We start from the raw sequence: 22,824 nt of genomic DNA, 5'->3' as shown, positions 1-22,824 counted from the left end.
TACCGTAGACGTCGTGCCTGATATTCCGTTCGGTTTCGCGCTCCCGGGTGGTCAACCACCAGACCCCAACGATCCCGCGCAGATGCAGCAGTTCATGTCGCAGTTGCAGCACCTGCTGTCCGCGCCGGGCAGCGGGCCGGTCAACTGGGACCTGGCCCGGCAGGTGGCCGCCAGCCAGCTCGCCGCCGCCGGCGACCCGGCGGTCTCGCCGTTCGAGCGCAACGCGGTGGAGGAGGCGCTGCGGATCGCCGACCTCTGGCTGGAACCGGCGACCTCGTGGCCCTCCGGCATCCGCACCTCGGTCGCCTGGAACCGCAACGAGTGGATCTTCAAGACGCTCGACGTGTGGCGCAAGCTCTGCGACCCGGTGGCCAGCCGGATGGTCGGCGCGATGGGCGACCTGGTGCCGCCGGAGGCGCGGGCGCAGCTCGGCCCGATGCAGTCGATGGTCGCCACGCTCGGCGGCGCCCTCTTCGGCGGTCAGCTCGGCCAGGCGCTCGGCTCGCTCGCCGCCGAGGTGCTCTCCGCCGGTGACATCGGCCTGCCGCTGGGCCCCGCCGGCACCGCCGCGCTCGTCCCGGCCAACATCAAGGCGTACGGCGAGGGCCTGGAGCTGCCCGAGGACGAGGTACGCCTCTACGTGGCCCTGCGCGAGGCCGCCCACCAGCGCCTCTTCCAGCACGTGCCGTGGCTGCGCGGGCACGTGCTGACGGCGGTGGAGAACTACGCCGCCGGCATCCGGGTCAACCGGGAGGCGATCGAGGAGGCGATGGGCCGGGTCGACCCGACCGACCCGGAGTCGATGCAGGCGATCGCGCTGGAGGGCATCTTCACTCCGGAGGACACCCCGGCGCAGAAGGCGTCGCTGGCCCGGCTGGAGACCGTGCTCGCCCTGGTCGAGGGTTGGGTGTGCCACGTCGTGGACAGCGCCGCCGGTGACCGCCTGCCCAACGTCGTACGCCTCGGCGAAGCGTTCCGCCGCCGCCGCGCCGCCGGTGGCCCGGCCGAGCAGACGTTCGCCGCGCTGGTCGGCCTCGAACTGCGGCCGCGCCGGCTGCGCGAGGCGACGGTGCTCTGGGCGGCGCTGACCGAGCACCGCGGCATCGCCGGCCGGGACGCGGTCTGGGGCCACCCCGACCTGCTTCCCTCGGACGACGACTTCGCCGCCCCGGAGGCGTTCGCCAGGACGAGCACCGATCTCGACGACGAGCTGGCAAACTTCGACTTCACCGCGCCGGGCGCGCCCGAGGAGAAGCCCCCCGGCGAGGACGACGACAAGCACTGACACGTACGCGACGGGGCCCGCACGGATCACCGTGCGGGCCCCGTCCGCGTCCCCACCCCGCCGCCCAGCCCAGCCCGCCCCGGCCCCGGCCCCGGCCCCGGCCTATCGATCTTGGAGTTTTGGCGCCCAAGATGCCCGGGTGGCGCCTTTTGTTAGGTGCCACAAGTCCAAGATCGACGTTTTCGGCGGGCGGGACGGCACAGGCGGTGGGTCAGGCCGGGCGGGCGGACAACAGGGCGCGGGTGGCCTCCCAGCCCTCGACGGCCGGGTCGAGCGCGGCCAGGTCCGCCGGTCCGCGCAGCCGGCGCCAACCGGCACCGACCGCCACCTCCCCCGGGCTCGGGGCCGCCCGCCGCACCTCGGCCGGGGCGGTCGTGTCGAGGTGCACCGCCGGCAACCACGCCGGTACGGGCAGCCGCGCCGCCACCCCCAGCAGCCCCGGCCCACCCCCGTCCACCGGGGCCACCGCCACCGGCCGGGAGGAGAGCGGCCGCAGCAGCTTGCCCAGCGTCAGGCCGGGCACGTCCGGGGCGTCGGCGGCCACCACGGCCACCTGGTCGAAGGCCGGTCGGTCGTGGTGGCCGGTGAGGGCCGCGAACACCGCGTTCGGCGTCGGTTCGGGCACCTCGTACACCGGGGTGCCGGGCCACACCACGGCGTCGGCCAGCCAGCGGTCCTCCGGGGTCACCGCCACCGCGGTCTCCACCTCGTTGAGCGTGGCCAGCAGGTCCACCACGTCCTCGGCCAGGGCGGTCCGCCACCGCGCCGGCTCGATCCCCGGCGGCGACCAGCTCACCGGGCCGAGCAACGCCACCACCACACGTCGCACCATCCGCCGACCCTAGCGTCCACCCCACCCCACCCAGCGCCCCGCCGCCCACCCCCCGACCGGCAGCGTCGATCATGAAGTTGGCCGCGACAAATCGGACCGACTGGTGCCGCCAACTTCATGATCGACCACGAAAGGCGGTGGGGGCGGGTCAGGGGACGGCGGCGGTGGCGGCTACGCCCTCCAGGTAGCCGCGGGCGCGCTCGGAGCGCGGATAGCGGGCGACCAGCGACCAGAACTCGGCGTTGTGGCTCGGCACGATCAGGTGCGCCAACTCGTGCAGAAGCACGTAGTCGATCACCCAGTCGGGCATGTCCTGGATGCGGTGGGAGATCCGGATGGTGCGGTCGGCGGGGGTGCAGGAGCCCCATCGGCCGTTCTGGTTGGTCACCCACCGCACGCTCGCCGGCGCGGCGGCCGACATGTGCTCCGGCAGGTAGAGCCCGATCAGGCGGGTGGCGCGGGCGAGCAGTTCGGCGTCCGAGCGGGCCAGCCGGCCCTCGCGGGCGGCGAGCCGGGCCAGCATCCGGTCGACCCACTCGCTCTCCTCGGCCCGGGAGAACTGGTCCGGGATGAGCACGACGACGCGCTCCCCGTCCCGGTACGCGGACACCGTGCGCCGCCGACGCTGGCTGCGCCGCACCTCGACGACGGGCTTCCGCGTCCCGGCCATTACCGACCCGCGCAGCCTCGGTTGACTGTCACGAGGGAAAGCTAATGCGTACTGACCAGGACTCCGCAAGAGTCAACACGACGACACGCGCCCGGAAAATGGCGGTTGATTGTCAGGAGTCCTGAAAAAATTCTTTGCGGGCAAAGTTGACCATCACCTGGCGGCCGTCCACCACGTTAGGTGATCTACCACGGGTCGTCGGCGGTGGGGCCACGCGAAGGGGATCTGAGCGTATTTAACCGGCGTGTCCCCGCGAAACTGACTTATCAGACGTTACCCGGCGTGCACACTCTTGCCGTCGACTTGCTCACAGAGTCGGCGTGCAGCTGACATGGAACTGCCCAGACCTGGGTAGGGTCCGCCAACCAGCGGTCAGGTGACTGACCGCGGAGAACCCCCGGCGCCGGAGCCACAGGTGGCCCCGCCGCAGGGAGACCCGCCGGGCACCTCCGGCGGACGAGACGAGGAGGCTACCGTGGCCGACCAGGCCCAGACCTACAACGGTTACTGCGTGAAGTGCAAGGAGAAGCGGGACTTCGAGGGGCACGTGGAGGTCTCGAAGACCGGCATGAACATGGCCAAGGGCAAGTGCCCGGTGTGCGGCACAACAGTGAACCGCATCCTGGGCAAGGCCAAGGTCTGACCCGTCCGGGTCGCACGGGGGAGGGGCGGCCGTCGGGCCGCCCCTCCCCCGTCGCCTATCCGACACGGTTACCGGCCAGTTGTGGAAAAACGGCAATGTCTTGTGGACAACGCTGGCCACGGCGCGCCGCACCTGTGGACAACGAGCGACGGAGCGCGTGGATGCGGTCACTGTTCGTGGCGTGACCGAACCGAATCCGATCACCCGCCCGACCCTGCTGCCCGGTCTGACCCGCCTCTGGCGGGACCGGCACACGCTCCAGCTCGGCGTGGAGCCCGGCCCGGCGGTGCTGCTGGAGGTGACCACCCCGGCCACCGTGCACCTGCTCGACCTGCTCGACGGCACCCGCAGCGAGCGGGCGGTGCTGGTCGCGGCCACCGCCGCCCGGGTGCCGGCCGGCGAGGCGCGCGCCCTGCTCGACGCGCTGCGGGCCGCCGGGCTCGTCGTACCGGCGCAGAGCCTGCTCCCCCGGGGCCTCTCCGGGCCGGTCCGGGCCCGGCTCGGCACGGAGGCCGACGCCCTCGCCCTGGCCACACCCGACCTGCCCGGCACGCCGGCCGCGCTGCTGCGCCGGCGTCGCGCCGCCCGGGTGCTGGTCACCGGCGCCGGCCGGCTCGGCGCGGCGGTCGCCGTCGCGCTGGCCCAGGCCGGGATCGGGCACGTCGTACCCGATCTGACCGGCCCGGTACGCGCCGGTGACCTGGTCGGGACCGGCCTGACCGCCGAGGAGCTGGGTCGGCCGCTGGCCCCGGCGCTGCGCGCGGCGCTGGGGCGCTGCGCGCCGGGCACCAGCTGCCACCCGTTGCGCTCGGCCCGGGCCGACCTGGTGGTGCAGCTCGGAGTCGACCGCCCGGCCGACGCGCTCGCCACCGGGTACGCCCGCCGTCGCCAACCCCACCTCCTGCTCGACCTGCGCGGCGGCGTACCCGTCGTCGGGCCCCTGGTCCGGCCGCCCGCCGGCCCCTGCCTGCGCTGCCTGGACCTGCACCGCGCCGACCGCGACCCGGACTGGCCGGCGCTCGCCGCCCAGCTCGCGGCCGACCGGGACGAGCGGGCCTGCGCGGCGACCACCCGGCTCGCCGCGGCGGCCGTGGCGGCGGCCGAGGCGCTGACCCAGCTCGACGGGGGCACACCGGAGACGCTCGGCGGCGCGGTGGAGGTCCGGGCCGCCGGCCGCCTCCGACACCGCCGGTGGTCGCCGCACCCCTCCTGCGGCTGCTCCGGGCGTCGCCCGATCCGGTCGGCCGCGTCCGCTCCCGGCCGCACGGCAGCAGCGAGCCCCTCGCGTCGGTAACAATGGCCGGGTGACCGACATCCCGCGCCGGGCCGTGTCCCGCACCGCCAAACTCGCCGCCCTGCCGCTCGGATTCGCCGGTCGAACCGTCCTGGGCATGGGCAAGCGGGTCACCGGGCTCGCGTCCGACGTCATCTCCGCCGAGATCCAGCAGCGCACGGCCGAGCAGTTGTTCAGCGTCCTCGGGCAGCTCAAGGGCGGGGCGATGAAGTTCGGCCAGGCCCTGTCGGTCTTCGAGGCCGCACTGCCCGAGGAGGTCGCCGCCCCCTACCGGCAGGCGCTCACCAAGCTCCAGGAGGCCGCCCCGCCGCTGCCCGTGGCGACCGTGCACAAGGTGCTCGCCGAGCAGCTCGGGCCGGACTGGCGGGACCGGTTCGTCTCCTTCGACGACACCCCGGCCGCCGCGGCCAGCATCGGCCAGGTGCACCGCGCGGTCTGGCGCGACCCGGGGTACGGGCCGAACGGCGGCCCCCGGCACCGGGACGTGGCCGTGAAGATCCAGTACCCGGGTGCCGGTGAGGCCCTGCTCGCCGACCTCAAGCAGCTCTCCCGACTGGGCGGGATGTTCCGGGCGATCCAGCCGGGGCTGGACGTCAAGCCGCTCCTGGCCGAGCTGCGCGAGCGGATCACCGAGGAGCTGGACTACGAGCTGGAGGCCGAGTCGCAGCGCGCCTTCGCCGCCGCGTACGCGGACGACCCGGACATCTACATCCCGGAGGTGCTCGACGCCGCGCCCCGGGTGCTGATCACCGAGTGGGTCGAGGGCATCCCGCTGTCCCACATCATCCGGGAGGGCACCGAGGAGCAGCGCGACGAGGCCGGGCGGCTGATGGCCGAGCTGCACCTCTCCGCGCCGGAGCGGGCCGGGCTGCTGCACGCCGACCCGCACCCGGGCAACTTCCGGCTGCTGCCGGACGGCCGGCTCGGCGTGATCGACTTCGGCGCGGTGGCCCGGATGCCGGAGGGCACGCCCGAGCCGATCGGCCGGATCGCCGCGCTCGCGCTGCGCGGCGACGCCGACGGCGTGGTGGACGGGCTGCGCGCCGAGGGCTTCGTCAGCCGGACCGAGCCGATCGACGCCCAGGGCGTGCTCGACTTCCTCCGTCCGATGCTGGAGCCGATCGCCGCCGACGAGTTCCGCTTCACCCGCGCCTGGCTGCGCGGTGAGGCGACCCGGCTGGCCAGCCCTCGCTCCCCCGCCTACCAGCTCAGTCGGCAGCTCAACCTGCCACCGTCGTACCTGATGATCCACCGGGTCACGCTGGGCTCGATCGGGGTGCTGTGCCAGTTGGAGGCGAAGGCGTCCTACCGGGCGATCCTGGAGCGTTGGCTGCCCGGCTTCGCCCCGGTGGCCTGACGCGGGTACGTCGAAGGGGCGGTGACCATCTGGTCACCGCCCCTTTCGTCATCGTGGTGGTACTAGAGAACGCCCAGGTCGCGGGCCGACTGGCTACGACCCCGCATGGCGACGGTACGGGCGGAACGGGCTGCCTCAGTGCTCGTGGTGGTGCGACCGGCCTGAGGCCGGCGCATTCGAGCCCGGGACAACGCTTCGTGGAGTAGTTGCATCTCGGTTCCGTTCGGCAGGTGCAGCATCGGTTTTCTCTCTCAGGTCGGCCGGTGGAGGGACACCGGCATCGGTCGGTTTCGGAACGCAGGTGTGTCAGGCTGCCAGTCGGACGGCGCTGCGCGACTCGGACAGCCCACTGGCCGCCAGTCGCGCCTCCGCCTCGACCCGGAGCTGGGCGTCACGGGCGAGGTCCTCCTTGCGCGGCCGGCCACGGGGCCGCTTGCGCGGGACGACCGCGCCACGCTCGAAGATCTCGCCGCCCCAGACGCCCCAGGGCTCGGCCCGCTCCACCGCCCCGGCCAGGCACTCGACGCGCAGCGGGCAGTCCCCGCAGAGCGACTTGGCCAGCTCGAGCTCGGCGGGCGAGTCGGAGAACCACAGGTCGGGGTCGAACTTCCGGCAGGGCAGGTTCGCCTCCACCTCGACGCTCACGTCGAGTGGGGCCAACGCCAGACTCATCCTCCGGTCACCTCTCTCTCACTTCGATCTCGTGGATCGCATTTCCGACGTACTTCGACGGGCAAAAAACTGAGGCCGCGGATCCCGGTATGCGGGTTCCGCGGCCTCGAGGTGAGCCGGTGGTCTGTGGATCAGACCGGTCTACCTCGAGGTGGAACGCCGCGGACATCCGTGCGCTTCTTGCCGCCATCGATGCCCATGCCCGTGAAGCCACTGGTCCCCTCGACTCCGGTGATCGGCGCGACGGTCAGGTTCAGCTCGGCCTGAACCCGGACCTGGTGCACCTGCGGAGCCGACGGTCGGGCGGCGAGGGCCACCCGCACGGCCGACAGCGGAACGCCGGCAGCTGGCATCGCCGCCGGACGCTCGTAGGTGTAGATCTCCATTGGTGCCACCTCCCTGACTTTCCTCGTGCCGACCATGGACTCATCCCCCTTGAGCAGCCAGAACGGCGCTGCTCGCGAGGTGTGTCCTGAGGCTATTCCTCGCCCGCGGGCGAGGGCAAACGATTTACGGCTAGATTTCGAAAGTTTTCTGCGGGCAGACGTCGTCGACCGCCGCGCCGGCCACCAGGGCCAGCACCGTATCCCCGTAAAGCCCCACTTTTCGGGGCCCGATCCCGGCGATCGCGACCAGGTCCTCGGTGCGGGCCGGCTTCCGCTCCGCCAACGCGGTGAGCGTGGCGTCGGTGAACACCACGTACGCCGGCACCTTCTGCGCGCCGGCCACCCGCTGCCGCCACTCGCGCAACCGCTCGTACAGCTCCTCGTCCAGGTCGGACGGGCAGGTGGGGCAGCGGCCCAGCTTCCGGTCCGCGCCGGCGAGCAGCGTGGCGCCGCAGATCCGGCACGAGACCACCTGGGGCCGGCGCCGTTCGGGGCGCCGGGCCGGCCCGGCGCCGGCCCGCTCGCCGCCGCCCGAGCGGTCCAGCTGGGGCAGGAAGCGGGACGGGCGCCGCGCCCGGCCGCCGGGCGAGCGCGCCGTCGCGTACGACAGCCAGAGCCACTCCCGGGCTCGGGTGATCCCCACGTAGAGCAGCCGCCGCTCCTCCTCGACCTGCTCCGGGGTCTTCGCGTAGGTGGTGGGCAGCGTGCCCTCGGCGAGCCCGACCAGGAACACCGCGTCCCACTCCAGGCCCTTGGCCGAGTGCAGCGAGGCCAGCGTGACCCCCTCCACGGTGGGCACGTGCTGCTGGGCGGCCCGCCGGGCGAGTTCCTCGGTGAAGTCGGCCAGGCCACGCTGCCGTTCCACCGCCGCGGCCTCGCCGATCGGCAGCAGGTCGGGCGTGGCCGCGAACTCCTCGGCGAGCTGGACCAGCGCGGCGAGCGCCTCCCAGCGCTCGCGCGCCGCGCCGCCGGCCGGGGGCGCGTCCGGCGCCCAGCCGACCGCGGCGAGCCCCTCCACGACGGCCGCCCGCAGCGGCGTCTCGCCGGGGACCGACCGGGTGGCGGCGCGCAGCGCGATCATCGCCTGGCGCACCTCGGGCCGCTCGAAGAACCGCTCCGCGCCCTGGAGCACGTAGGGCACCTCGGCCTCGGTGAGCGCCTTCTCGTACGCCTCGGACTGCGCGTTGGTGCGGAACAGCACCGCGATCTCCCGGGCCGGGGTGCCGCCGGCGACGAGCGCCCGGCAGCGGGCCGCCACCGCGTTGGCCTCGGCCGGCTCGTCGGTGAAGATCCGCAGCTCCGGTTCCGGGCCGGGCGGGCGCTGGCCGTGCAGCTCCAGCCGCAGCCGCGCCTCGGCGCCCCGGGCCTGCGCGATGACCGCGTTGGCCAGCCCCACCACCTGCGGGGTCGAGCGGTAGTCGCGGACCAGCCGGACCACCGTCGCGCCCCGGTGGTGGCGCGGGAAGTCGACCAGGTACGACGAGGTCGCGCCGGTGAACGAGTAGATGGTCTGGCTGGCGTCGCCGACCACGGTCAGGTCGTCGCGACCGCCGAGCCAGGACTCCAGCAGCCGCTGCTGGAGCGGGTTGACGTCCTGGTACTCGTCGACGACGAAGTGCCGGTACTGGTTGCGCACCTGCTCGGCCACGTCGGGGTGCTCCTCGATGCCCCACACCGCGGCGCGCAGCATGTCCTCGAAGTCGATCACCCCGTTGCCGCGCTTGAGCCGCTCGTACGCGTCGAACACCTCGGCCACCCGGGCCGGCTCGTACGGCGTCTCGCGCAGCGCCTTGGCCGCGGCCACCACGTACTCCCCGGGCTCGACCAGGGACGACTTCGCCCACTCGATCTCGCCGGCGAGGTCCCGCGCGGCGGCCCGGTCGGCGCGCAGGCCCACCTTGGCGGCGGCCAGGGTGACCACCCGGACCTTGCTGTCCAGCAGCTCCGGCATGGCCCGGCCGGCGAGCAGCCGGGGCGCGAAGTAGCGGACCTGCCGCAGCGCCGCGGCGTGGAAGGTGCGCGCCTGCACACCCTGCACCCCGAGCACGGTGAGACGGCTGCGCATCTCGGCCGCGGCGCGGGCGGTGAACGTGACCGCCAGCACGTGCCGGCCGGCGATGTCGCCGGTCAGCGCCCGGTGGGCGATCCGTGAGGTCACCGCCCGGGTCTTGCCGGTCCCGGCACCGGCCAGGATGCAGACCGGGCCGGCCGGGGCGGTCACCGCGGACCGCTGCTCCGGATCCAGACCGGCCAGCACCCGTTCCGCCGCTGAGTGAACGCCCACAGCAGGGAATCATCCCAGCATCGTGTGACGTTGCAGCGGTTAGCCTGGCCTGATCGGACCGGGCGCGAGCCATCCCTTGGAGGACCAGACCATGTTGACGATGTATTCCACCCCGTGGTGCGGCTACTGCCACCGGCTGAAGTCGCAGCTCGACCGGGAGGGCATCGCGTACGAGGTGGTCGACATCGAGCAGGACACCGCGGCCGCGGAGTTCGTGATGGGCGTCAACGGCGGCAACCAGACCGTGCCGACCCTGCGCTTCGACGACGGCAGCGCCCTGACCAACCCCTCGATCAACCAGGTCAAGCAGCACCTGGCCAGCCTGCCCGGCTGACCTGCCCGCGCCACGCGAGCGGCCGTACCCGGTTCCGGGTACGGCCGCTCGTCGCCGTTCAGGGGGCCCGGCGTCGGCGGGCGGTGGCCAGCATCTCGTCGTCGAGCGGCCGGCGCGGGGTCGGGACACGCGCCGAGCCCACGGCCGGCGGGGTGAGGCCGCGGCCCCGCCACAGGTAGAGGCCGGCAGCCGTGGTGACCGCCCCCACCAGGGCGAACAGCAGCCGGTAGTCGAACACGCCGACGAGCAGCGCGCCGGTGCCGATGGAGGCCGCCTGCGGCCCGCTGACCAGCGCCTCCGAGGCGGCGGTCACCCGGCCCAGCAGCGCCGGCGGCGTCCGCCGCTGGACCAGCGTGTGCAACCCCACCATGGTCAGCGGCAGCGAGACGCCGGCCAGCAGCAACGCCACCACCCCGAGCCAGAGCCGGGGGTACGCGAGCGCCAGCGCGGCCGGGCCGAAGAACGTCACCCCGGCGGCCAGCGCGCCGACCTCGCCGAACCGGCGCACCACCGCGGCCGAGAACAGGCCGCCGACCAGGCCGCCCACGCCCTGCACCATGACCAGCACGCCGACGAACGCGGCGTCGCGGCCCAGACCCAGGTCGACGTACGCGAAGATCAGCGATTCGGTGAAGCCCATCACCAGCGAGCCCAGCCCGTATCCGAGCAGCGCCCGGCGCAGCGCGGCCTCGCCGGCCAGGTGGCGCAGCCCCGCGCCCAGCTCGGCGGGGCCGCGACGGACCGGTCGCGGCGGCCCGCTCTCCTGCACCCGAAGCCGGCCGACCACCGCCGCGGCGACCAGGAACCCGGTCATCGCCAGGGTGACCAGCAGCCAGCCGCCGACGGCGGCGTACACGCCGGCCCCGGCGAGCGGGCCGATCAACCGCAGCCCCTGCCGGACCGTCTGCAACGCGCCGTTCGCGTCGGGCAGCAACTCGGCCGGCACCAGCTGCCGGATCAGCGCGTTGAGCACGGCGGTCAGGGTGATGTAGGACAGGCCGTAGAGCGCCGCGACCACGTAGATCACCCAGACGTCGGTCCGGTCCCGCACGGTGAGCAGCGGGCCGAGCAGCACGGCGGCGACCAGGTTGGCGGCGATGAAGAACGGCCGCCGGCGGTAGCGGTCGACCACCCAGCCGACCAGCGGGGCCAGCGCCATCGGCGCGATGACGGCGAAGATGGTCGCTCCGGCCATGCTGTCCGAACCGGTCAGGTCCTTCACCCAGACGGCCAGTGCGAGCAGCAGGATCGACTCCGCCGCCATGCTCGCCACCAGCGCGGCGAACAGGAGGCGGAAGTCGGGGCGGCGCAGGACGGTGCGCATCGGTTCCCTCCGGCGGGGGTGCGCCACTCCGGGCGCGTCGGGGGCGGGCGCCGGTGAAGGCGCTCTCCACGGTCCTCTTTTTGTCTCGTGACACGCCCTCGCCGGAACCTCCGACACCGGTCGCGCCGTCCATACTGACCGTGGGGGGCGAATTTCATACAGTTACCGTCGCGTCCTGCGACGGTCCACGGGAAAGAGGACGCCGTGCCTCCTGCCGCACCAGGCCCGATTCTGCGCCGTCGTCGACTCGGCACCGAGCTGCGTCGGCTCCGCGAACAGGCCGGTCTCACCGGTGACCAGGTCATCGAGCGGATCGGCTGGGCTTCCGCATCCAAGTTGTCCCGGCTGGAGAACGGCCGGAGCCGGCCCGACCCGGACGACGTCGACGTCCTGCTGACGCTCTACGGCGCCGACGAGGAGCTGCGGGCGGAGCTGACCGGGATCACCCACGAGGCCGGTGACATGCGGGGCTGGCTGCGCAACTTCCCGGTGATGACCCAGCAGCAACGCGCCTTCGCCGAGCTGGAGGCCGGCTGCGCGGAGATCTCGGAGTACAACCCGGTGCTGGTGCCGGGGCTGTTGCAGACTCCCGGCTACGCCCGGCACCGGATCATGTCCGCGGCCCAGGTGGCCGCCGAGGCCGGCGACCCGGAGACCGAGGACCCGGAGACCGAGGTACGCGCCCGGCAGTCCCGCCAGTCGTTGCTGACCCGCTCCCCCGACGTGCCCCGCTACACCGCGGTGCTGGAGGAGGCCGCGCTCGGCCGGCGGGCGGGGCCGCCCGAGGTGCTGCACGAGCAGCTCGTCCACCTGTGCGAGCTGGCCCTGCTGCCGAACGTGACGCTGCGGCTGCTGCTGCGCGACACGCGGGTGGGCGATTGGTACCTTCCGCCGACCGCCTTCTCGGTCTACCGGTTCGCCGATCCCCTCGATCCGGAGACATTGGCCATCGAAGGTGGGTTCACCGACGTCATGTCGACCGAGGTAAACACCCTAAATCGCTATAAAGTGGTGTTCGAGTGGCTATGCGCGTCGGCACTCTCCGCATCGGACACCCTCTCCTGGTTGATCGAGGCGACGGGACGGCTGACCGGCACGGCAGTCGAGTCCACGGTGGCGTACGGGCCGGCAACGGCGCCGACCCAGCGTCGCCGGGACTCGGGGCGCCTCACCACGGAACGGTGATCCCTCACGGACACCGCCCGCGCTCCGGCGTCGCTCGTTCCCATCGGAGCACCACATCAGGAGCAGGACCATGAACGAGATCCGCACCAGCACGACCTCCCTCTCGGGGCAGCTCGCCGGCGCCGCCTGGCGCAAGAGCACCCGCAGCCAGACCTCGAACTGCGTGGAGGTCGCGCCGCTCGGCACCGGGCCGGCCACCGTGGCGCTGCGGGACAGCAAGGACCCGAGCGGGCCGGTGCTGCTGTTCAACCGGGCCGGTTGGCTCGGCTTCATCGCCGGGGCGAAGAACGGCCGGTTCGACCTGAACTGATCCGGCGAGTGCCCGGGGGCCGTCGGCGTCACGCCGGCGGCCCCTCGCGTGTCCATCCCCGACAACCGGGCTGACCTGGGGTCCCCCGATCGGTCGAGCCGGCCGGTTTCACTTGCTGGGACGACATGCGGGCGTAACATGACGCGGGAGTGACGTGGAAGTTCCAGCGCATCCGTCCGCTCTCCGGGGGACACCATGCGGTTCCTGATCGTCCGCACCGAGATCCGTAGCGCCGCCGACGCCGACATCGCCGCCGCCTGGGCGGGCGGGGGCCGCCTGCGGGACGAGACGAGCGCGCCGGAGGCCCGCCGTCAGGTCGTACACGCGGAGGACCGGGACGCCGCCCTCCTGCTCGCCCGCGCCCTGTCCGCCGTCGGCGCGGTACGCGCCGGCCGGCACCGGGTCAAGGTGCTGCCCGTCGAGGAGACCGCACCCGGCCACCCCTACCGCTGGGACGGCGGATGAGCGGCCGCTGACGTCCGTCGTGGCCGGACCGGCTCCCCCGCCGCACTCCACGCCTCACCCGGCCATGACGGCCCGTGTTCCCGGCCCGCGACCGCCGCGGCAACGACGGTCCGGGCCGGGACCGTGCCCACCCCCGCCCGGCCCGCCCGCCCGGCCCGCCCGCCCGGCCCGCCCGCCCGGCCCGGCCCGGCACCATCGGGCCCGCCCCGCCCCGCCGGAATCCGCCTGGCCCGCCACCTCGCCGAACTGGCGGCAACAACCCGCCGCGGACCACTCCACCACGCCGAGGTTGCGCGACGCGCGCGCCGGACCCCGCGACGCGTGGCCGGCGGATCGTCCTGTCGCGCTCGCCGCCCAGTCACCCTCGACGAGTGCGATATACCGCTCGGTCATATTTATGACCCAGCGGTATATCGCACTCAACCCCACTCTTCGGGTGGGCCGGTCACGGACCGTGCACCTCGGACCGAGCGGGTCAGCAGTGGCCGTCGAGCCAGCGGTGCACCAGGAAGAGCGCGATCGACGACGGCGGGGGCAGGAGCAGGCGGTCCCCGCCGTCCACCGTCACCGGCTCGTCGGCCAACGCCGCGCCGATCTCCCGCCGGGTGAACCAGCGGGCGTGCGCGATCTCGGCCGGGTCGACCCGGATCGGCGCGTTTGCGTCGGCCCGGGCGAGAAAGCCGAGCATCAGCGAGCCGGGGAACGGCCAGGACTGGCTGGCCACGTACGCGATCTCCGCGACCTCGACGCCGACCTCCTCGCGGACCTCGCGCAGGACGGCGGCCTCGGCCGACTCGCCGGGCTCGACGTAGCCGGCCAGGCAGGAGTAGCGGCGCAGCCCGGGCGTGCTCGGCCAGGCCGCGTTGTTGCCGAGCAGGCACCGGCCGTCCGGGCCGTCCACCCCGTCGTGCACCAGCACGATCATGGCCGGATCGGTACGCGGCCAGGCCCGGTCGCCGTCGGGATCGATCCGCGACCAACCCGCCTCGTCGATCCGGGTCGGGTGCCCGGTGCGGGACGAGTATTCGTGCCGGAGGTGCCAGTTGAGCAGGGCCAACGCGGTGGTGAACACACCGGCGTCCCGGTCGCTCATGAGGTGGCCGACCTCGCGCAGGTGCGCCCGGCGGGTGCCCGGCAGCTCCGGCAGCGGCCCGTCCACCGCGAAGACCGGCACCCCGTCCGGCTCGACGCCGAGGAACATCGGCACGGAGCGGGGCACCTCGGGCAGCTCACCGGGGCCGACGAGGACCAGCTCGGGCGGGGCCGCCGCACCCCGGACGAGCGCGCGCCCGTCGTCGGCCGAGTCCAGTACCAGCACCCGTGCCCGTTCCCAGGCCTCGGCCAGCCAGGTCGGGTCGGTCCGCAGGTGGGCGGCCCGGTCCAGCGTGGACCGGGCCAGCGGCGGCGCGGACTCGCCGGTCACCGGCCGCCGCCCGTCACGGGGTTTCCGTCCGCACCGGCCCCAGCACGGCCAGCGAGTCCGCCACCCGGGCGGCGTCACCGAGCACCACGGTGACCGCGCGGGCCGGGGCCAGGTAACGGGCCCCCGCCTCGGCCACGTCGTCCACGGTCGCGGCGGCCAGCCGGGCGGCGTGCTCGGCGAGGAAGTCCAGCCGGAGCCCGTTGCCGGCGTACGCGCTGGTCAGCGACGCGAGGCCGGCCTGGGTGGACATGCCGAGCTGGAGTGTGCCGAGCGCGTACTGGCGGGCCTGCTCCAGCTCCTCCGGTTTCGGCGGCACGGTGGCCAGCCGGCCCAGTTCGTACAGCGTCTCCACCAGTGCCGGCGCGGTCACCTCGGTGGCCACGTCGGCGCCGGCGACCAGTACCGACCCGGCCACCGAGTGCTCGACCAGCGAGTGCGGCCCGTAGGTGTAGCCCTTGTCCTCGCGGATGTTCTCCACCCAGCGGGAGGAGAAGTAGCCGCCGAAGATCAGGTTCGCCAGCTGCAACGCGGCGTGGTCGGGGTGGGTGCGGGGCACCGCGGGCAGCGCGAGGCGCAGCGAGGACTGGACGGAGCCGGGCCGGTCGACCAGCACCAGCGGACCGGGTTCGAGCGGCGGCGCGGGCGGCAGGTCGGCGGTGTGCCCGTCCCCCCGCCAGCCGGCGAGCGCCCGCTCGGCGGCGTCCAGCGCCCGTTCCGGCTGGACGTCGCCGACCAGCACCAGCACCGCGCCCGCCGGGTGGACCCGCTCGGCGTGCAGCCGGCGCAACGCGGCCGGGCGGACCGCCCGGACCTGGTCGGGCTCCGGGGTCTGCACCGCGTACGGGTGGCGGCCGTAGACCCGCTTGAGCAACGCGGTCCGGGCCAGGTGGGACGGCTGGCTCTGGGCGACCTGGATCCGGTCGACCAGGCGGTCCCGTTCGGTCTGGACCCAGTCACCCGGGTAGGTGGCCCCGGTGAGCACCTCGGCGAGCAGCTCCAGCACCCGGTCCAGCCCGGTGACCAGGGCCGCGCCGGAGAGCATCAGCCGGTCCGGGTCCACGCCGGCGGAAAGCCCGCCGCCGACCTTCTGCAGCTCGGCGGCGATCTCGGTGGCGCTGTGCGCCTCGGTGCCGGCGAGCACGGTCTGCGCCAGCATGGCGCCGCGGGCCAGGTGGGCGCGCCCGAACGGCATCCAGAGGCGCAGTTCCACGAGCGGTACGGCGGGCCGCCGTACCGCGATCACGGTGAGGCCGTTGCCGAGCGTGCGCTCGGCCTGCTTCGGCACCTTGAGGCGACGGTTGGGTCCGAGCGCCGGCAGCGGCCGGACGGTGGTCGGCGTACTCATTTCAGACCTCCGGCGACGACCTCGACGGACGCGCGGCGCTCGGGCCGCAGGGTGGCGGCGGCGGCGCGGACCTGTTCCTCGGTCACCTCGCCGACCAGCCGGGGCAGCTCGTTGAGCAGGCCCGGCTCGCCGCGCTGTTGCTCCAGGACGGCCATCCGCAGTGCCCGGCCGAGCACCGCGTCGGTGTCGCGCAGCAGGTGGGTGGCCATCCGGGCCTGGGTCCGGGCCAGCTCTCCCTCGGTCAGCCCGTCGGTGGCCAGCCGGTCCAACTCCTCGTCGACGGTGCGCAGCACCTTGTCCACGTCGCCACCGGGCGGCAGGTGCGCCTGGAGCAGCAGCGCGGTGGGGTCGCGGACGTCGAACGGGTCGCCCATGAAGCCGAGGTAGCCGCCCAGCCCGGTGACCGAGCGGTCCCGCTGCACCATCCGCTCGACCAGCCGGGACGCGTCACCGTCGGTGAGCACCTCGGCCAGCACCACGTAGGGCAGGTAGCCGGTGAAGTCGCTGATCGGGTCGGGCACCCGCCAGGCGCCCGCCACGGCCGGGAGCGGGGCCAGCGCGTCGGTGTACGTGCTGCGCCGCTCGGCGGTCAGGTCCGGCTCGGCGAAGTCGGGTCGCTCCGGGGCGGGGCGGGCCGGCACGTCGCCGAAGTGCCGCTCGATCAGGGTGGTCGCCTCGGCCACGTCGATGTCGCCGCTGACCGCGAGCACGGCGTTGCCGCTGGCGTAGTAGCGGCGGAAGAAGTCGGCCGCGTCGGCCACCGTGGCGGACTCCAGGTCGTCGAAGGACCCGTAGCCGTCGTGCGCGTTGGGGAAGGTGTCGAACATCACCGGGGGCAGCGTGAGCCAGGGAAAGCCGCCGTACGGCCGGTTGAGCACGTTGACCCGGATCTCCTCCTTGACCACGTCGACCTGGTTGCGCAGGTTCTCCTCGGTCAGCCGGGGGCCGCGCATCCGGTCGGCCTCCAGGAACAGCGCCCGTTCCAGGGCGTTGCTCGGCAGCGTCTCGAAGTAGTCGGTGTAGTCGAGGTGGGTGGAGCCGTTGAACGTGCCGCCGGCGCCCTGCACGTGCCGGAAGTGGGCCAGCTTCTCCAGGTTCTCCGAGCCCTGGAACATCAGGTGTTCGAAGAGGTGGGCGAAGCCGGTGCGCCCCTCCGGCTCGGAGCGGATGCCGACGTCGTAGACCACCGCCACCCCGATCACCGGGGCGCTGCGGTCCGGCGTGAGCACCACCCGCAGGCCGTTGTCGAGGACGAACCGCTCGACCGGGTACTTCGTCGCTGGGATCTTCGCTCTGCGCGTCGGCACGAGATCGACACTAGCGCCTCCGTACCGACCGCACCGGCGGTGTGCCCCGGCCGAACGGTGGACTGTCGCGGGACGGGTCTTGACGGCGGCGGCCGCTTGCCCCACTCTTCCTACCAACTAAATAGGAATACTGCGGATTGGACATGTGATGAGACGGCTCCCCCTGCGCCGCCTGGCCACCCTGGCCACCCTGGCCGTGGTCGGCGCGGCCACGCTCGGCGCCACCGCCGCCTGCGGCGACGACAGCGACGCCGCGGGCGACTCCGGCCCGGTGACGCTGCGCCTGGGCTACTTCCCCAACATCACCCACGCGCCCGCCGTGGTCGGCGTGGAGAAGGGGATCTTCAAGGAGAAGCTGGGCGGCGACGTCACGCTGGAGACGAAGACGTTCAACGCCGGCCCGGCGGCCATCGAGGCGGTCTTCTCCGGCGCGCTCGACGCCACGTACATCGGTCCGAACCCGACCGTGAACGCCTTCTCCAAGTCCAAGGGCGAGGCGGTCCGGGTGGTTTCCGGCGCCGCGTCCGGCGGCGTGGCGCTGGTGGTCAAGCCCGGCATCACCTCGGTGGAGCAGCTGCGCGGCAAGAAGATCGCCACCCCGCAGCTCGGCAACACCCAGGACGTCGCGCTGCGCTACTGGCTCAAGGAGAAGGGCCTGGAGACCACCAAGGAGGGCGGCGGCGACGTCAAGGTCGTCCCGCAGGAGAACGCGCAGACCGTCGAGACGTTCGGCAGCGGCGCGATCGACGGCGCCTGGGTGCCGGAGCCGTTCGTCTCCCGCCTGGTCAACGCCGGCGGCAAGGTGCTGGTCGACGAGCGCGACCTCTGGCCGGACAAGAAGTTCGTCATCACCAACCTGCTGGTCAGCACGAAGTTCCTCAAGGCGCACCCGGACGTGGTGAAGAAGCTGGTCGAGGGACAGGTCGCGGCGAACGAGTTCGTCAACACCAAGCCGGACGAGGCGCAGCAGGCGATCTCCGACCACATCGGCAAGATCACCGGCAAGCCGCTGGACACCAAGCTGATCAAGCAGGCCTGGCCGACGCTGGAGTTCACCAACGACCCGATCGCGTCCTCGCTGAAGGCCGGCCTGGACCACGCCGTCGCGGTCGGGCTGACCCAGCCGGTCGACCTGAACGGCCTCTACGACCTGACGTACCTCAACGAGGTGCTCAAGGCGCAGGGCAAGCCCGAGGTCACCCAGCCGTGACGTCGACCACGACGACCCCGCGCAGCGCGACCGGCTCGGTCGCGCTGCGCGGCGTGACCAAGGTGTACGGCCAGGGCGAGCAGGCCGTCCTGGCGCTGGACGGGCTGTCGCTGGACGTGGCGCCCGGCGAGTTCGTCTGTCTGGTCGGCGCGTCCGGCTGCGGCAAGAGCACGCTGCTCAACCTGGTCGCCGGCCTGGACCGGATCAGCGGCGGCACGATCGAGCTGGGCGAGGGCGTCAACCCGGGCCTGATGTTCCAGGAGCCGGCGCTGTTCCCGTGGTCGACCGTCGAGGGCAACGTCGAGGTGCCGCTGAAGCTGCGCGGGCTCCCCCGCGACCAGCGCAGGGCGCGGGTGGCCGAGCTGCTGCGCACGGTCCACCTGTCCGACTTCGGCCGCAAGCGTCCGCACCAGCTCTCCGGCGGCATGCGGCAGCGGGTCGCGCTGGCCCGCACGCTCGCGCTGGACACGCCGGTGCTGCTGATGGACGAGCCGTTCGGCGCGCTCGACGCGATGACCCGGGACATCCTGCACGACGAGTTGGAGCGGATCTGGGGCGAGCGCAAGCTCACCGTCCTGTTCGTCACGCACAACGTGCGCGAGGCGGCCCGGCTCGCCGACCGGATCGTGCTGCTGTCCAGCCGGCCCGGCCGGATCATCTACTCCACCCGGGTCGACGTGCCACGGCCCCGGCGGATCGACTCGCCGGAGGTATCGGCCATCGCCGCCGAGGTCACCGACCGGCTGCGCAAGGAGGTGGGCCGCCATGGCCAGTGACACCCTCGCCGCCTCGGCGCGTACCGACGCGGAGATCTCCGGTCTGGACGCGCTGGAGATCGCCGGCCGGGAGAAGGGCCCGTCCCGGGTCCGCCGCCTGTGGTCGGCCACCTGGCCCAAGTTCGCCGCGCTGGCCCTGGCGATCGCCATCTGGCAGGCCGTGGTCTGGAGCGGCTGGAAGGAGCCGTGGGCGCTACCGGGCCCGGCGGTGGTCTTCGGCGACCTCGGGGACTACCTGCTCAGCTCGGCGCTCTGGGAGGGCTTGGCCACCACCGCCCGGCGCGCGGCGGTCGGGTTCGCCGCGGCGGTCGCGGTCGGTCTGCTGCTCGGTCTCGGGGTGGCCCGGGTCAAGGTGCTCCGCGCCGCGCTCGGCTCGATGATCACCGCGTTGCAGACCATGCCGTCGATCGCCTGGTTCCCCTTGGCCATCCTGTTGTTCCAGCTCAGCGAGCAGGCGATCTTCTTCGTGGTGGTGCTGGGCGCCGCGCCGTCGGTCGCCAACGGCGTCATCCACGGCGTGGACTACGTGCCGCCGCTGCTGGTCCGGGCCGGTCGCAACCTCGGCGCCCGGGGGCTCAACCTCTACCGGTACGTGATCGCGCCGGCCGCGCTGCCCGCCATCGTGGCCGGGCTCAAGCAGGGTTGGGCGTTCGCCTGGCGCAGCCTGATGGCCGGCGAGCTGCTGGTCGTCATCGCCACCCGCACCTCGATCGGCGCGCAGCTCACCTACGCCCGTGAGCTGAGCGAGGCGCCCCGGCTGATGGCCATCATGATCGTCATCCTGGTGGTGGGCCTGCTGGTGGACACCGCGTTCGGCGCGGCCGACAAGGCGATCCGCCGCCGCTGGGGCGTGCTGGACCAGGCCGGCAACTGACGCCGTGTACATCTCCGCGCGCGCCGACTACGCGCTCCGGGCCATGCTCGCCGTCGCCGACGCCGGGTCCACCGGCGACGGGGGTTCCGGCGGCTGGGGTTCCGGCGACGGGGGTTCCGGCGGCGGTGAGCTGGTCAAGGCGGCGAGCCTGGCCGACAGCCAGGACATTCCGCTCAGCTTCCTCCAGGGGATCCTGCTCGACCTGCGGCGGGCCGGGCTGCTGCACAGCCATCGCGGCACCGAGGGCGGATACGCGCTGACCCGGCCGCCGGCGGAGATCAGCGTCGGTGACGTGCTCCGCGCGGTCGGGGGCGCGCTCACCAGCGTCCGGGGGATGCCGGCCGACCGGACCGGCTACCACGGCGTGGCCACCGGCCTGCGGGACGTCTGGCTGGCGGTGGACGGGGCGATCGCGCTGGTGGTGGACCGGACCACGCTCGCGGACCTGCTGGCGGACCGCGCGCCGGCGCCCTGACGCCGGGCGGGGCCCGGTGCCGGGGCCCCGCCCGGCTGCTCACGCCCCCGGGCGGTCGGGTCGGGTGCACCGGTGGCCGGTGGCCGCGCTATCTCGTCGACAGGCGCGGATCGGCCCGGCCGGGATGCTCGACGGTGGTCAGTGCCCCACAGAAGAAGGCATCCCTCCGAGGCGATATACCGCTGAGGCATATTTATGCCTCAGCGGTATATCCGTTTGTACCGAACAGTCGCCGGCGGACGTGACACTGCGTAACAATGCCACGACCTGGCTGGCCGCTGCGGATCACCCTGGGTTGAACGTGCGGGCCGCGCCACGGTCCTGGGGACCGTCCACGGCCGGGTGCCACGGGCCGAACGCGGCCACCACGGCGAGCGCCAGACCGGCGCCCGCGACCGCGAGCACCAGCAGCACCTCCCGGGCACCGCCCGGGCCGGCGTCACCCGCCATGGCCGCCCCTCCACATCCGGCTGGTCCCCCCGGACCGCCCCGGGACCCAGCATCGTCGCCCGGCCGGCATCGGACAGTCGGCCACCCGACTGAACATCCGCTGATCCCCGACTCAGCGGGGCAGCGCGGAGCGACCGGTCCGGGACGCCGGCGAACTACCGGTCGGCGACGCCGGGGAGGGCCACCGGAAAACGGCCGGTCAGCGGCGACGCGGGCGGCGGCGGGGCCGGGTCGCCGGGGCGGGGTGCGCGGCGGCGGGCGGCGTGATGGTCACCGGCACGCCGGAGGGCTCCCGCGCCCCGGTCAGCCGGCCCAGCTCCGCGTCCCCGGCGCGTACCCGGGTGGTCTGCGGGTTGATCCCGGCGGTGCTCATCAGTCGGGCGACGTCCCGACGCTGCTCCGGCAGGACCAGGGTGACCACCGTGCCCGACTCCCCCGCGCGGGCGGTCCGGCCGCCCCGGTGCAGGTAGTCCTTCGCCTCGGTCGGCGGGTCGGCGTTGACCACCAGGTCCAGCCCGTCCACGTGGATGCCCCGGGCGGCCACGTCGGTGGCCACCAGCGCGGTGACCAGTCCGGTGCGGAACTGCTCCAGGATCCGGGTGCGCTGCGGCTGCGACTTGCCGCCGTGCAGCGCCGCCGCGCGTACGCCCTTGGAAAGCAACTGCCGGGCCACCCGGTCGGCGCGGTGCTTGGTGGCGATGAACACGATGGTGCGGCCCTCGCGGGCGGCGATGTGCGCCAGCGCGGTCTGCTTGTCCTCGGCCTCCAGGTGCAGCACGTGGTGGGTCATCGCGGTCACCGTGGCGGTGCCCGGGTCGACCGAGTGCGTCACCGGATCGGTCAGGAAGCGCCGGACCAGCCGGTCCACGCCCCGGTCCAGGGTGGCCGAGAACAGCATCCGCTGCCCGCCCGGCGCGACCTGCTCCAGCAGCTTCGTCACCTGCGGCAGGAAGCCCATGTCGGCCATCTGGTCGGCCTCGTCCAGCACGGTGACGGCCACCTGGTCCAGCCGGGCGTCACCCCGGTCGATCAGGTCGTGCAGCCGGCCGGGCGTCGCCACCAGCACTTCGGCGCCGGCGCGCAATGCGTCCGCCTGGCGGGTCAGGGACAGCCCGCCGACCACGGTGGCGCAGCGCAGCTTGAGCGCGCCCGCGTACGGGGTGAGCGCGGCGGTCACCTGCTGGGCCAGTTCCCGGGTGGGCACCAGGACCAGGGCGAGCGGGCGGCCGGGGCGGGCCCGGTGACCGGCCGTGCGGTGCAGCAGCGGGAGCCCGAACGCCAGCGTCTTGCCGGAGCCGGTGCGACCGCGACCGAGCACGTCCCGGCCGGCCAGCGAGTCGGGCAGCGTGGCGGACTGGATCGGGAACGGCGCGGTGATGCCCTGCCGGGTCAGCTCGGCGACGAGCGCCGGGGCCAGGCCGGTGTCGGCGAAAGTGGGCGCAGTGGTGCTCACGGTCATGCGGAAAGCCTTCCTCGAGGCGGCACGTGTCGAGGAAGGGCGCCGGGAGCCGGCGCGTCACCGGCGTCACCGGTGGTCACAAGCACGAACCGAAAAGGGTACGGGCCGGCCCGCCTCGGCGCGCCACGTCCCGCGTACGGGAGGGCGGCGCGGCGGGCCGGCCCGTGCACCACGCCCGACGGGGCGCGGTGGTGGTGCCGGTTGATCCGAAGATCAGAGCGGACGGATGTTCTCCGCCTGCGGGCCCTTCTGGCCCTGGGTCACCTCGAACTCGACCCGCTGGTTCTCGTCCAGGCTCCGGTAGCCGGAGGTCTGGATCGCCGAGAAGTGGGCGAAGACGTCGGCGCCGCCGTCGTCCGGGGTGATGAAGCCGAAGCCCTTGTCAGCGTTGAACCACTTGACGGTGCCAATTGCCATGTGTTTCGTCTCCTTGACGGAACGGTCGGCCCGCACGTGTTGCGGGC

General features: G+C 73.6%; 24 protein-coding genes. 12 read left to right on the top strand and 12 right to left on the bottom strand.

Annotated features, from left to right (window positions below):
• Positions 1 to 13 precede the first annotated feature (13 nt).
• Positions 14 to 1,285 (top strand): zinc-dependent metalloprotease, encoded by a 1,272-nt coding sequence (locus tag GA0070622_RS07485; protein WP_091576975.1) that lies wholly within the window; start codon positions 14 to 16, stop codon positions 1,283 to 1,285.
• 211 nt (positions 1,286 to 1,496) lie between these two features.
• Here GA0070622_RS07485 and GA0070622_RS07480 read toward each other — a convergent pair whose 3' ends face one another.
• Together GA0070622_RS07480 and GA0070622_RS07475 are read right to left on the bottom strand one after the other, a co-directional pair.
• Positions 1,497 to 2,117: a hypothetical protein gene (locus tag GA0070622_RS07480; RefSeq protein ID WP_091570798.1), complete on the bottom strand. Its 621-nt coding sequence runs from the start codon at positions 2,115 to 2,117 to the stop codon at positions 1,497 to 1,499.
• Between the two features lie 148 nt (positions 2,118 to 2,265).
• The gene (locus GA0070622_RS07475; protein WP_091570795.1) at positions 2,266 to 2,787 is read right to left on the bottom strand and encodes a M48 metallopeptidase family protein; all 522 of its coding nucleotides are present in this window, start codon (positions 2,785 to 2,787) and stop codon (positions 2,266 to 2,268) included.
• A gap of 475 nt (positions 2,788 to 3,262) precedes the next feature.
• On the opposite strand from GA0070622_RS07475, the gene GA0070622_RS31970 reads away from it, so the two are divergent.
• From GA0070622_RS31970 to GA0070622_RS07465, 3 genes are all read left to right on the top strand, one after another.
• Positions 3,263 to 3,430, top strand: a complete 168-nt coding sequence (locus tag GA0070622_RS31970; RefSeq protein ID WP_007464795.1) for a DUF5679 domain-containing protein — start codon at positions 3,263 to 3,265, stop codon at positions 3,428 to 3,430.
• Positions 3,431 to 3,611: 181 nt separating this feature from the next.
• Positions 3,612 to 4,724: a TOMM precursor leader peptide-binding protein gene (locus GA0070622_RS07470; protein WP_141561945.1), complete on the top strand. Its 1,113-nt coding sequence runs from the start codon at positions 3,612 to 3,614 to the stop codon at positions 4,722 to 4,724.
• Positions 4,725 to 4,734: 10 nt separating this feature from the next.
• Positions 4,735 to 6,081 (top strand): ABC1 kinase family protein, encoded by a 1,347-nt coding sequence (locus GA0070622_RS07465; RefSeq protein ID WP_091570788.1) that lies wholly within the window; start codon positions 4,735 to 4,737, stop codon positions 6,079 to 6,081.
• Between the two features lie 306 nt (positions 6,082 to 6,387).
• Here GA0070622_RS07465 and GA0070622_RS07460 read toward each other — a convergent pair whose 3' ends face one another.
• The 3 genes from GA0070622_RS07460 to GA0070622_RS07450 form a co-directional block, all read right to left on the bottom strand.
• Complete coding sequence (locus GA0070622_RS07460; RefSeq protein ID WP_073828771.1) at positions 6,388 to 6,753, bottom strand: WhiB family transcriptional regulator; 366 nt, start codon at positions 6,751 to 6,753, stop codon at positions 6,388 to 6,390.
• A gap of 131 nt (positions 6,754 to 6,884) precedes the next feature.
• Entirely contained in the window at positions 6,885 to 7,139 is a 255-nt protein-coding gene (locus GA0070622_RS07455) for a hypothetical protein (RefSeq protein WP_091570783.1), read from the bottom strand.
• Between the two features lie 130 nt (positions 7,140 to 7,269).
• Positions 7,270 to 9,423, bottom strand: a complete 2,154-nt coding sequence (locus GA0070622_RS07450) for an ATP-dependent DNA helicase UvrD2 (protein WP_091570780.1) — start codon at positions 9,421 to 9,423, stop codon at positions 7,270 to 7,272.
• A 91-nt stretch (positions 9,424 to 9,514) separates the two neighbouring features.
• On the opposite strand from GA0070622_RS07450, the gene GA0070622_RS07445 reads away from it, so the two are divergent.
• Positions 9,515 to 9,757 carry a mycoredoxin gene (locus GA0070622_RS07445; protein ID WP_091570776.1) on the top strand — a complete coding sequence of 81 codons (243 nt, stop codon included), beginning with the start codon at positions 9,515 to 9,517 and terminating at the stop codon, positions 9,755 to 9,757.
• Positions 9,758 to 9,815: 58 nt separating this feature from the next.
• Here the strand turns inward: GA0070622_RS07445 and GA0070622_RS07440 are convergent, their stop codons facing one another.
• Positions 9,816 to 11,081: an MFS transporter gene (locus tag GA0070622_RS07440; RefSeq protein WP_091570772.1), complete on the bottom strand. Its 1,266-nt coding sequence runs from the start codon at positions 11,079 to 11,081 to the stop codon at positions 9,816 to 9,818.
• Positions 11,082 to 11,285: 204 nt separating this feature from the next.
• On the opposite strand from GA0070622_RS07440, the gene GA0070622_RS07435 reads away from it, so the two are divergent.
• The 3 genes from GA0070622_RS07435 (at position 11,286) to GA0070622_RS07425 (ending at position 13,041) form a co-directional block, all read left to right on the top strand.
• A complete protein-coding gene (locus tag GA0070622_RS07435; RefSeq protein WP_091570767.1) occupies positions 11,286 to 12,266 on the top strand; it encodes a helix-turn-helix domain-containing protein in 981 nt (326 codons plus the stop codon).
• A gap of 70 nt (positions 12,267 to 12,336) precedes the next feature.
• Complete coding sequence (locus tag GA0070622_RS07430) at positions 12,337 to 12,576, top strand: DUF397 domain-containing protein (protein WP_091570763.1); 240 nt, start codon at positions 12,337 to 12,339, stop codon at positions 12,574 to 12,576.
• Positions 12,577 to 12,771: 195 nt separating this feature from the next.
• On the top strand, positions 12,772 to 13,041 hold the full coding sequence (locus tag GA0070622_RS07425) for a hypothetical protein (protein ID WP_091570759.1): 270 nt from the start codon (positions 12,772 to 12,774) through the stop codon (positions 13,039 to 13,041).
• A 475-nt stretch (positions 13,042 to 13,516) separates the two neighbouring features.
• Here GA0070622_RS07425 and nudC read toward each other — a convergent pair whose 3' ends face one another.
• From nudC to GA0070622_RS07410, 3 genes are read right to left on the bottom strand one after another with little or no spacing between them, the layout of a single operon-like run.
• A complete protein-coding gene (nudC, locus tag GA0070622_RS07420; RefSeq protein ID WP_091570756.1) occupies positions 13,517 to 14,464 on the bottom strand; it encodes an NAD(+) diphosphatase in 948 nt (315 codons plus the stop codon).
• Between the two features lie 13 nt (positions 14,465 to 14,477).
• The gene (locus tag GA0070622_RS07415; protein ID WP_091570753.1) at positions 14,478 to 15,809 is read right to left on the bottom strand and encodes a M16 family metallopeptidase; all 1,332 of its coding nucleotides are present in this window, start codon (positions 15,807 to 15,809) and stop codon (positions 14,478 to 14,480) included.
• Entirely contained in the window at positions 15,806 to 17,116 is a 1,311-nt protein-coding gene (locus GA0070622_RS07410) for a M16 family metallopeptidase (protein ID WP_091570749.1), read from the bottom strand. Before GA0070622_RS07410 ends, GA0070622_RS07415 begins: the two co-directional genes overlap by 4 nt.
• A gap of 148 nt (positions 17,117 to 17,264) precedes the next feature.
• Here GA0070622_RS07410 and GA0070622_RS07405 point away from each other — a divergent pair, with 148 nt between their 5' ends.
• From GA0070622_RS07405 to GA0070622_RS07390, 4 genes are read left to right on the top strand one after another with little or no spacing between them, the layout of a single operon-like run.
• Complete coding sequence (locus tag GA0070622_RS07405) at positions 17,265 to 18,326, top strand: ABC transporter substrate-binding protein (protein WP_091570745.1); 1,062 nt, start codon at positions 17,265 to 17,267, stop codon at positions 18,324 to 18,326.
• Positions 18,323 to 19,102: an ABC transporter ATP-binding protein gene (locus GA0070622_RS07400; protein WP_091570741.1), complete on the top strand. Its 780-nt coding sequence runs from the start codon at positions 18,323 to 18,325 to the stop codon at positions 19,100 to 19,102. Before GA0070622_RS07405 ends, GA0070622_RS07400 begins: the two co-directional genes overlap by 4 nt.
• Positions 19,092 to 19,976, top strand: a complete 885-nt coding sequence (locus tag GA0070622_RS07395; RefSeq protein WP_091570736.1) for an ABC transporter permease — start codon at positions 19,092 to 19,094, stop codon at positions 19,974 to 19,976. Before GA0070622_RS07400 ends, GA0070622_RS07395 begins: the two co-directional genes overlap by 11 nt.
• 4 nt (positions 19,977 to 19,980) lie before the next feature.
• Positions 19,981 to 20,451 carry an RrF2 family transcriptional regulator gene (locus tag GA0070622_RS07390; RefSeq protein WP_091570732.1) on the top strand — a complete coding sequence of 157 codons (471 nt, stop codon included), beginning with the start codon at positions 19,981 to 19,983 and terminating at the stop codon, positions 20,449 to 20,451.
• 285 nt (positions 20,452 to 20,736) lie between these two features.
• On the opposite strand, the gene GA0070622_RS32450 is transcribed toward GA0070622_RS07390, so the two are convergent.
• The 3 genes from GA0070622_RS32450 to cspE form a co-directional block, all read right to left on the bottom strand.
• On the bottom strand, positions 20,737 to 20,901 hold the full coding sequence (locus tag GA0070622_RS32450) for a hypothetical protein (protein WP_172967924.1): 165 nt from the start codon (positions 20,899 to 20,901) through the stop codon (positions 20,737 to 20,739).
• A 199-nt stretch (positions 20,902 to 21,100) separates the two neighbouring features.
• Positions 21,101 to 22,360: a DEAD/DEAH box helicase gene (locus tag GA0070622_RS07385; protein ID WP_245666141.1), complete on the bottom strand. Its 1,260-nt coding sequence runs from the start codon at positions 22,358 to 22,360 to the stop codon at positions 21,101 to 21,103.
• Between the two features lie 213 nt (positions 22,361 to 22,573).
• The gene (gene cspE / locus GA0070622_RS07380; RefSeq protein ID WP_013288421.1) at positions 22,574 to 22,777 is read right to left on the bottom strand and encodes a transcription antiterminator/RNA stability regulator CspE; all 204 of its coding nucleotides are present in this window, start codon (positions 22,775 to 22,777) and stop codon (positions 22,574 to 22,576) included.
• Positions 22,778 to 22,824: the final 47 nt, after the last annotated feature.

The organism is Micromonospora sediminicola (genome assembly GCF_900089585.1).
Taxonomy (GTDB): domain Bacteria; phylum Actinomycetota; class Actinomycetes; order Mycobacteriales; family Micromonosporaceae; genus Micromonospora; species Micromonospora sediminicola.
The sequence above is the reverse complement of the archived record's forward strand: the minus strand, read 5'-3'. Positions and strand labels throughout refer to the sequence as shown.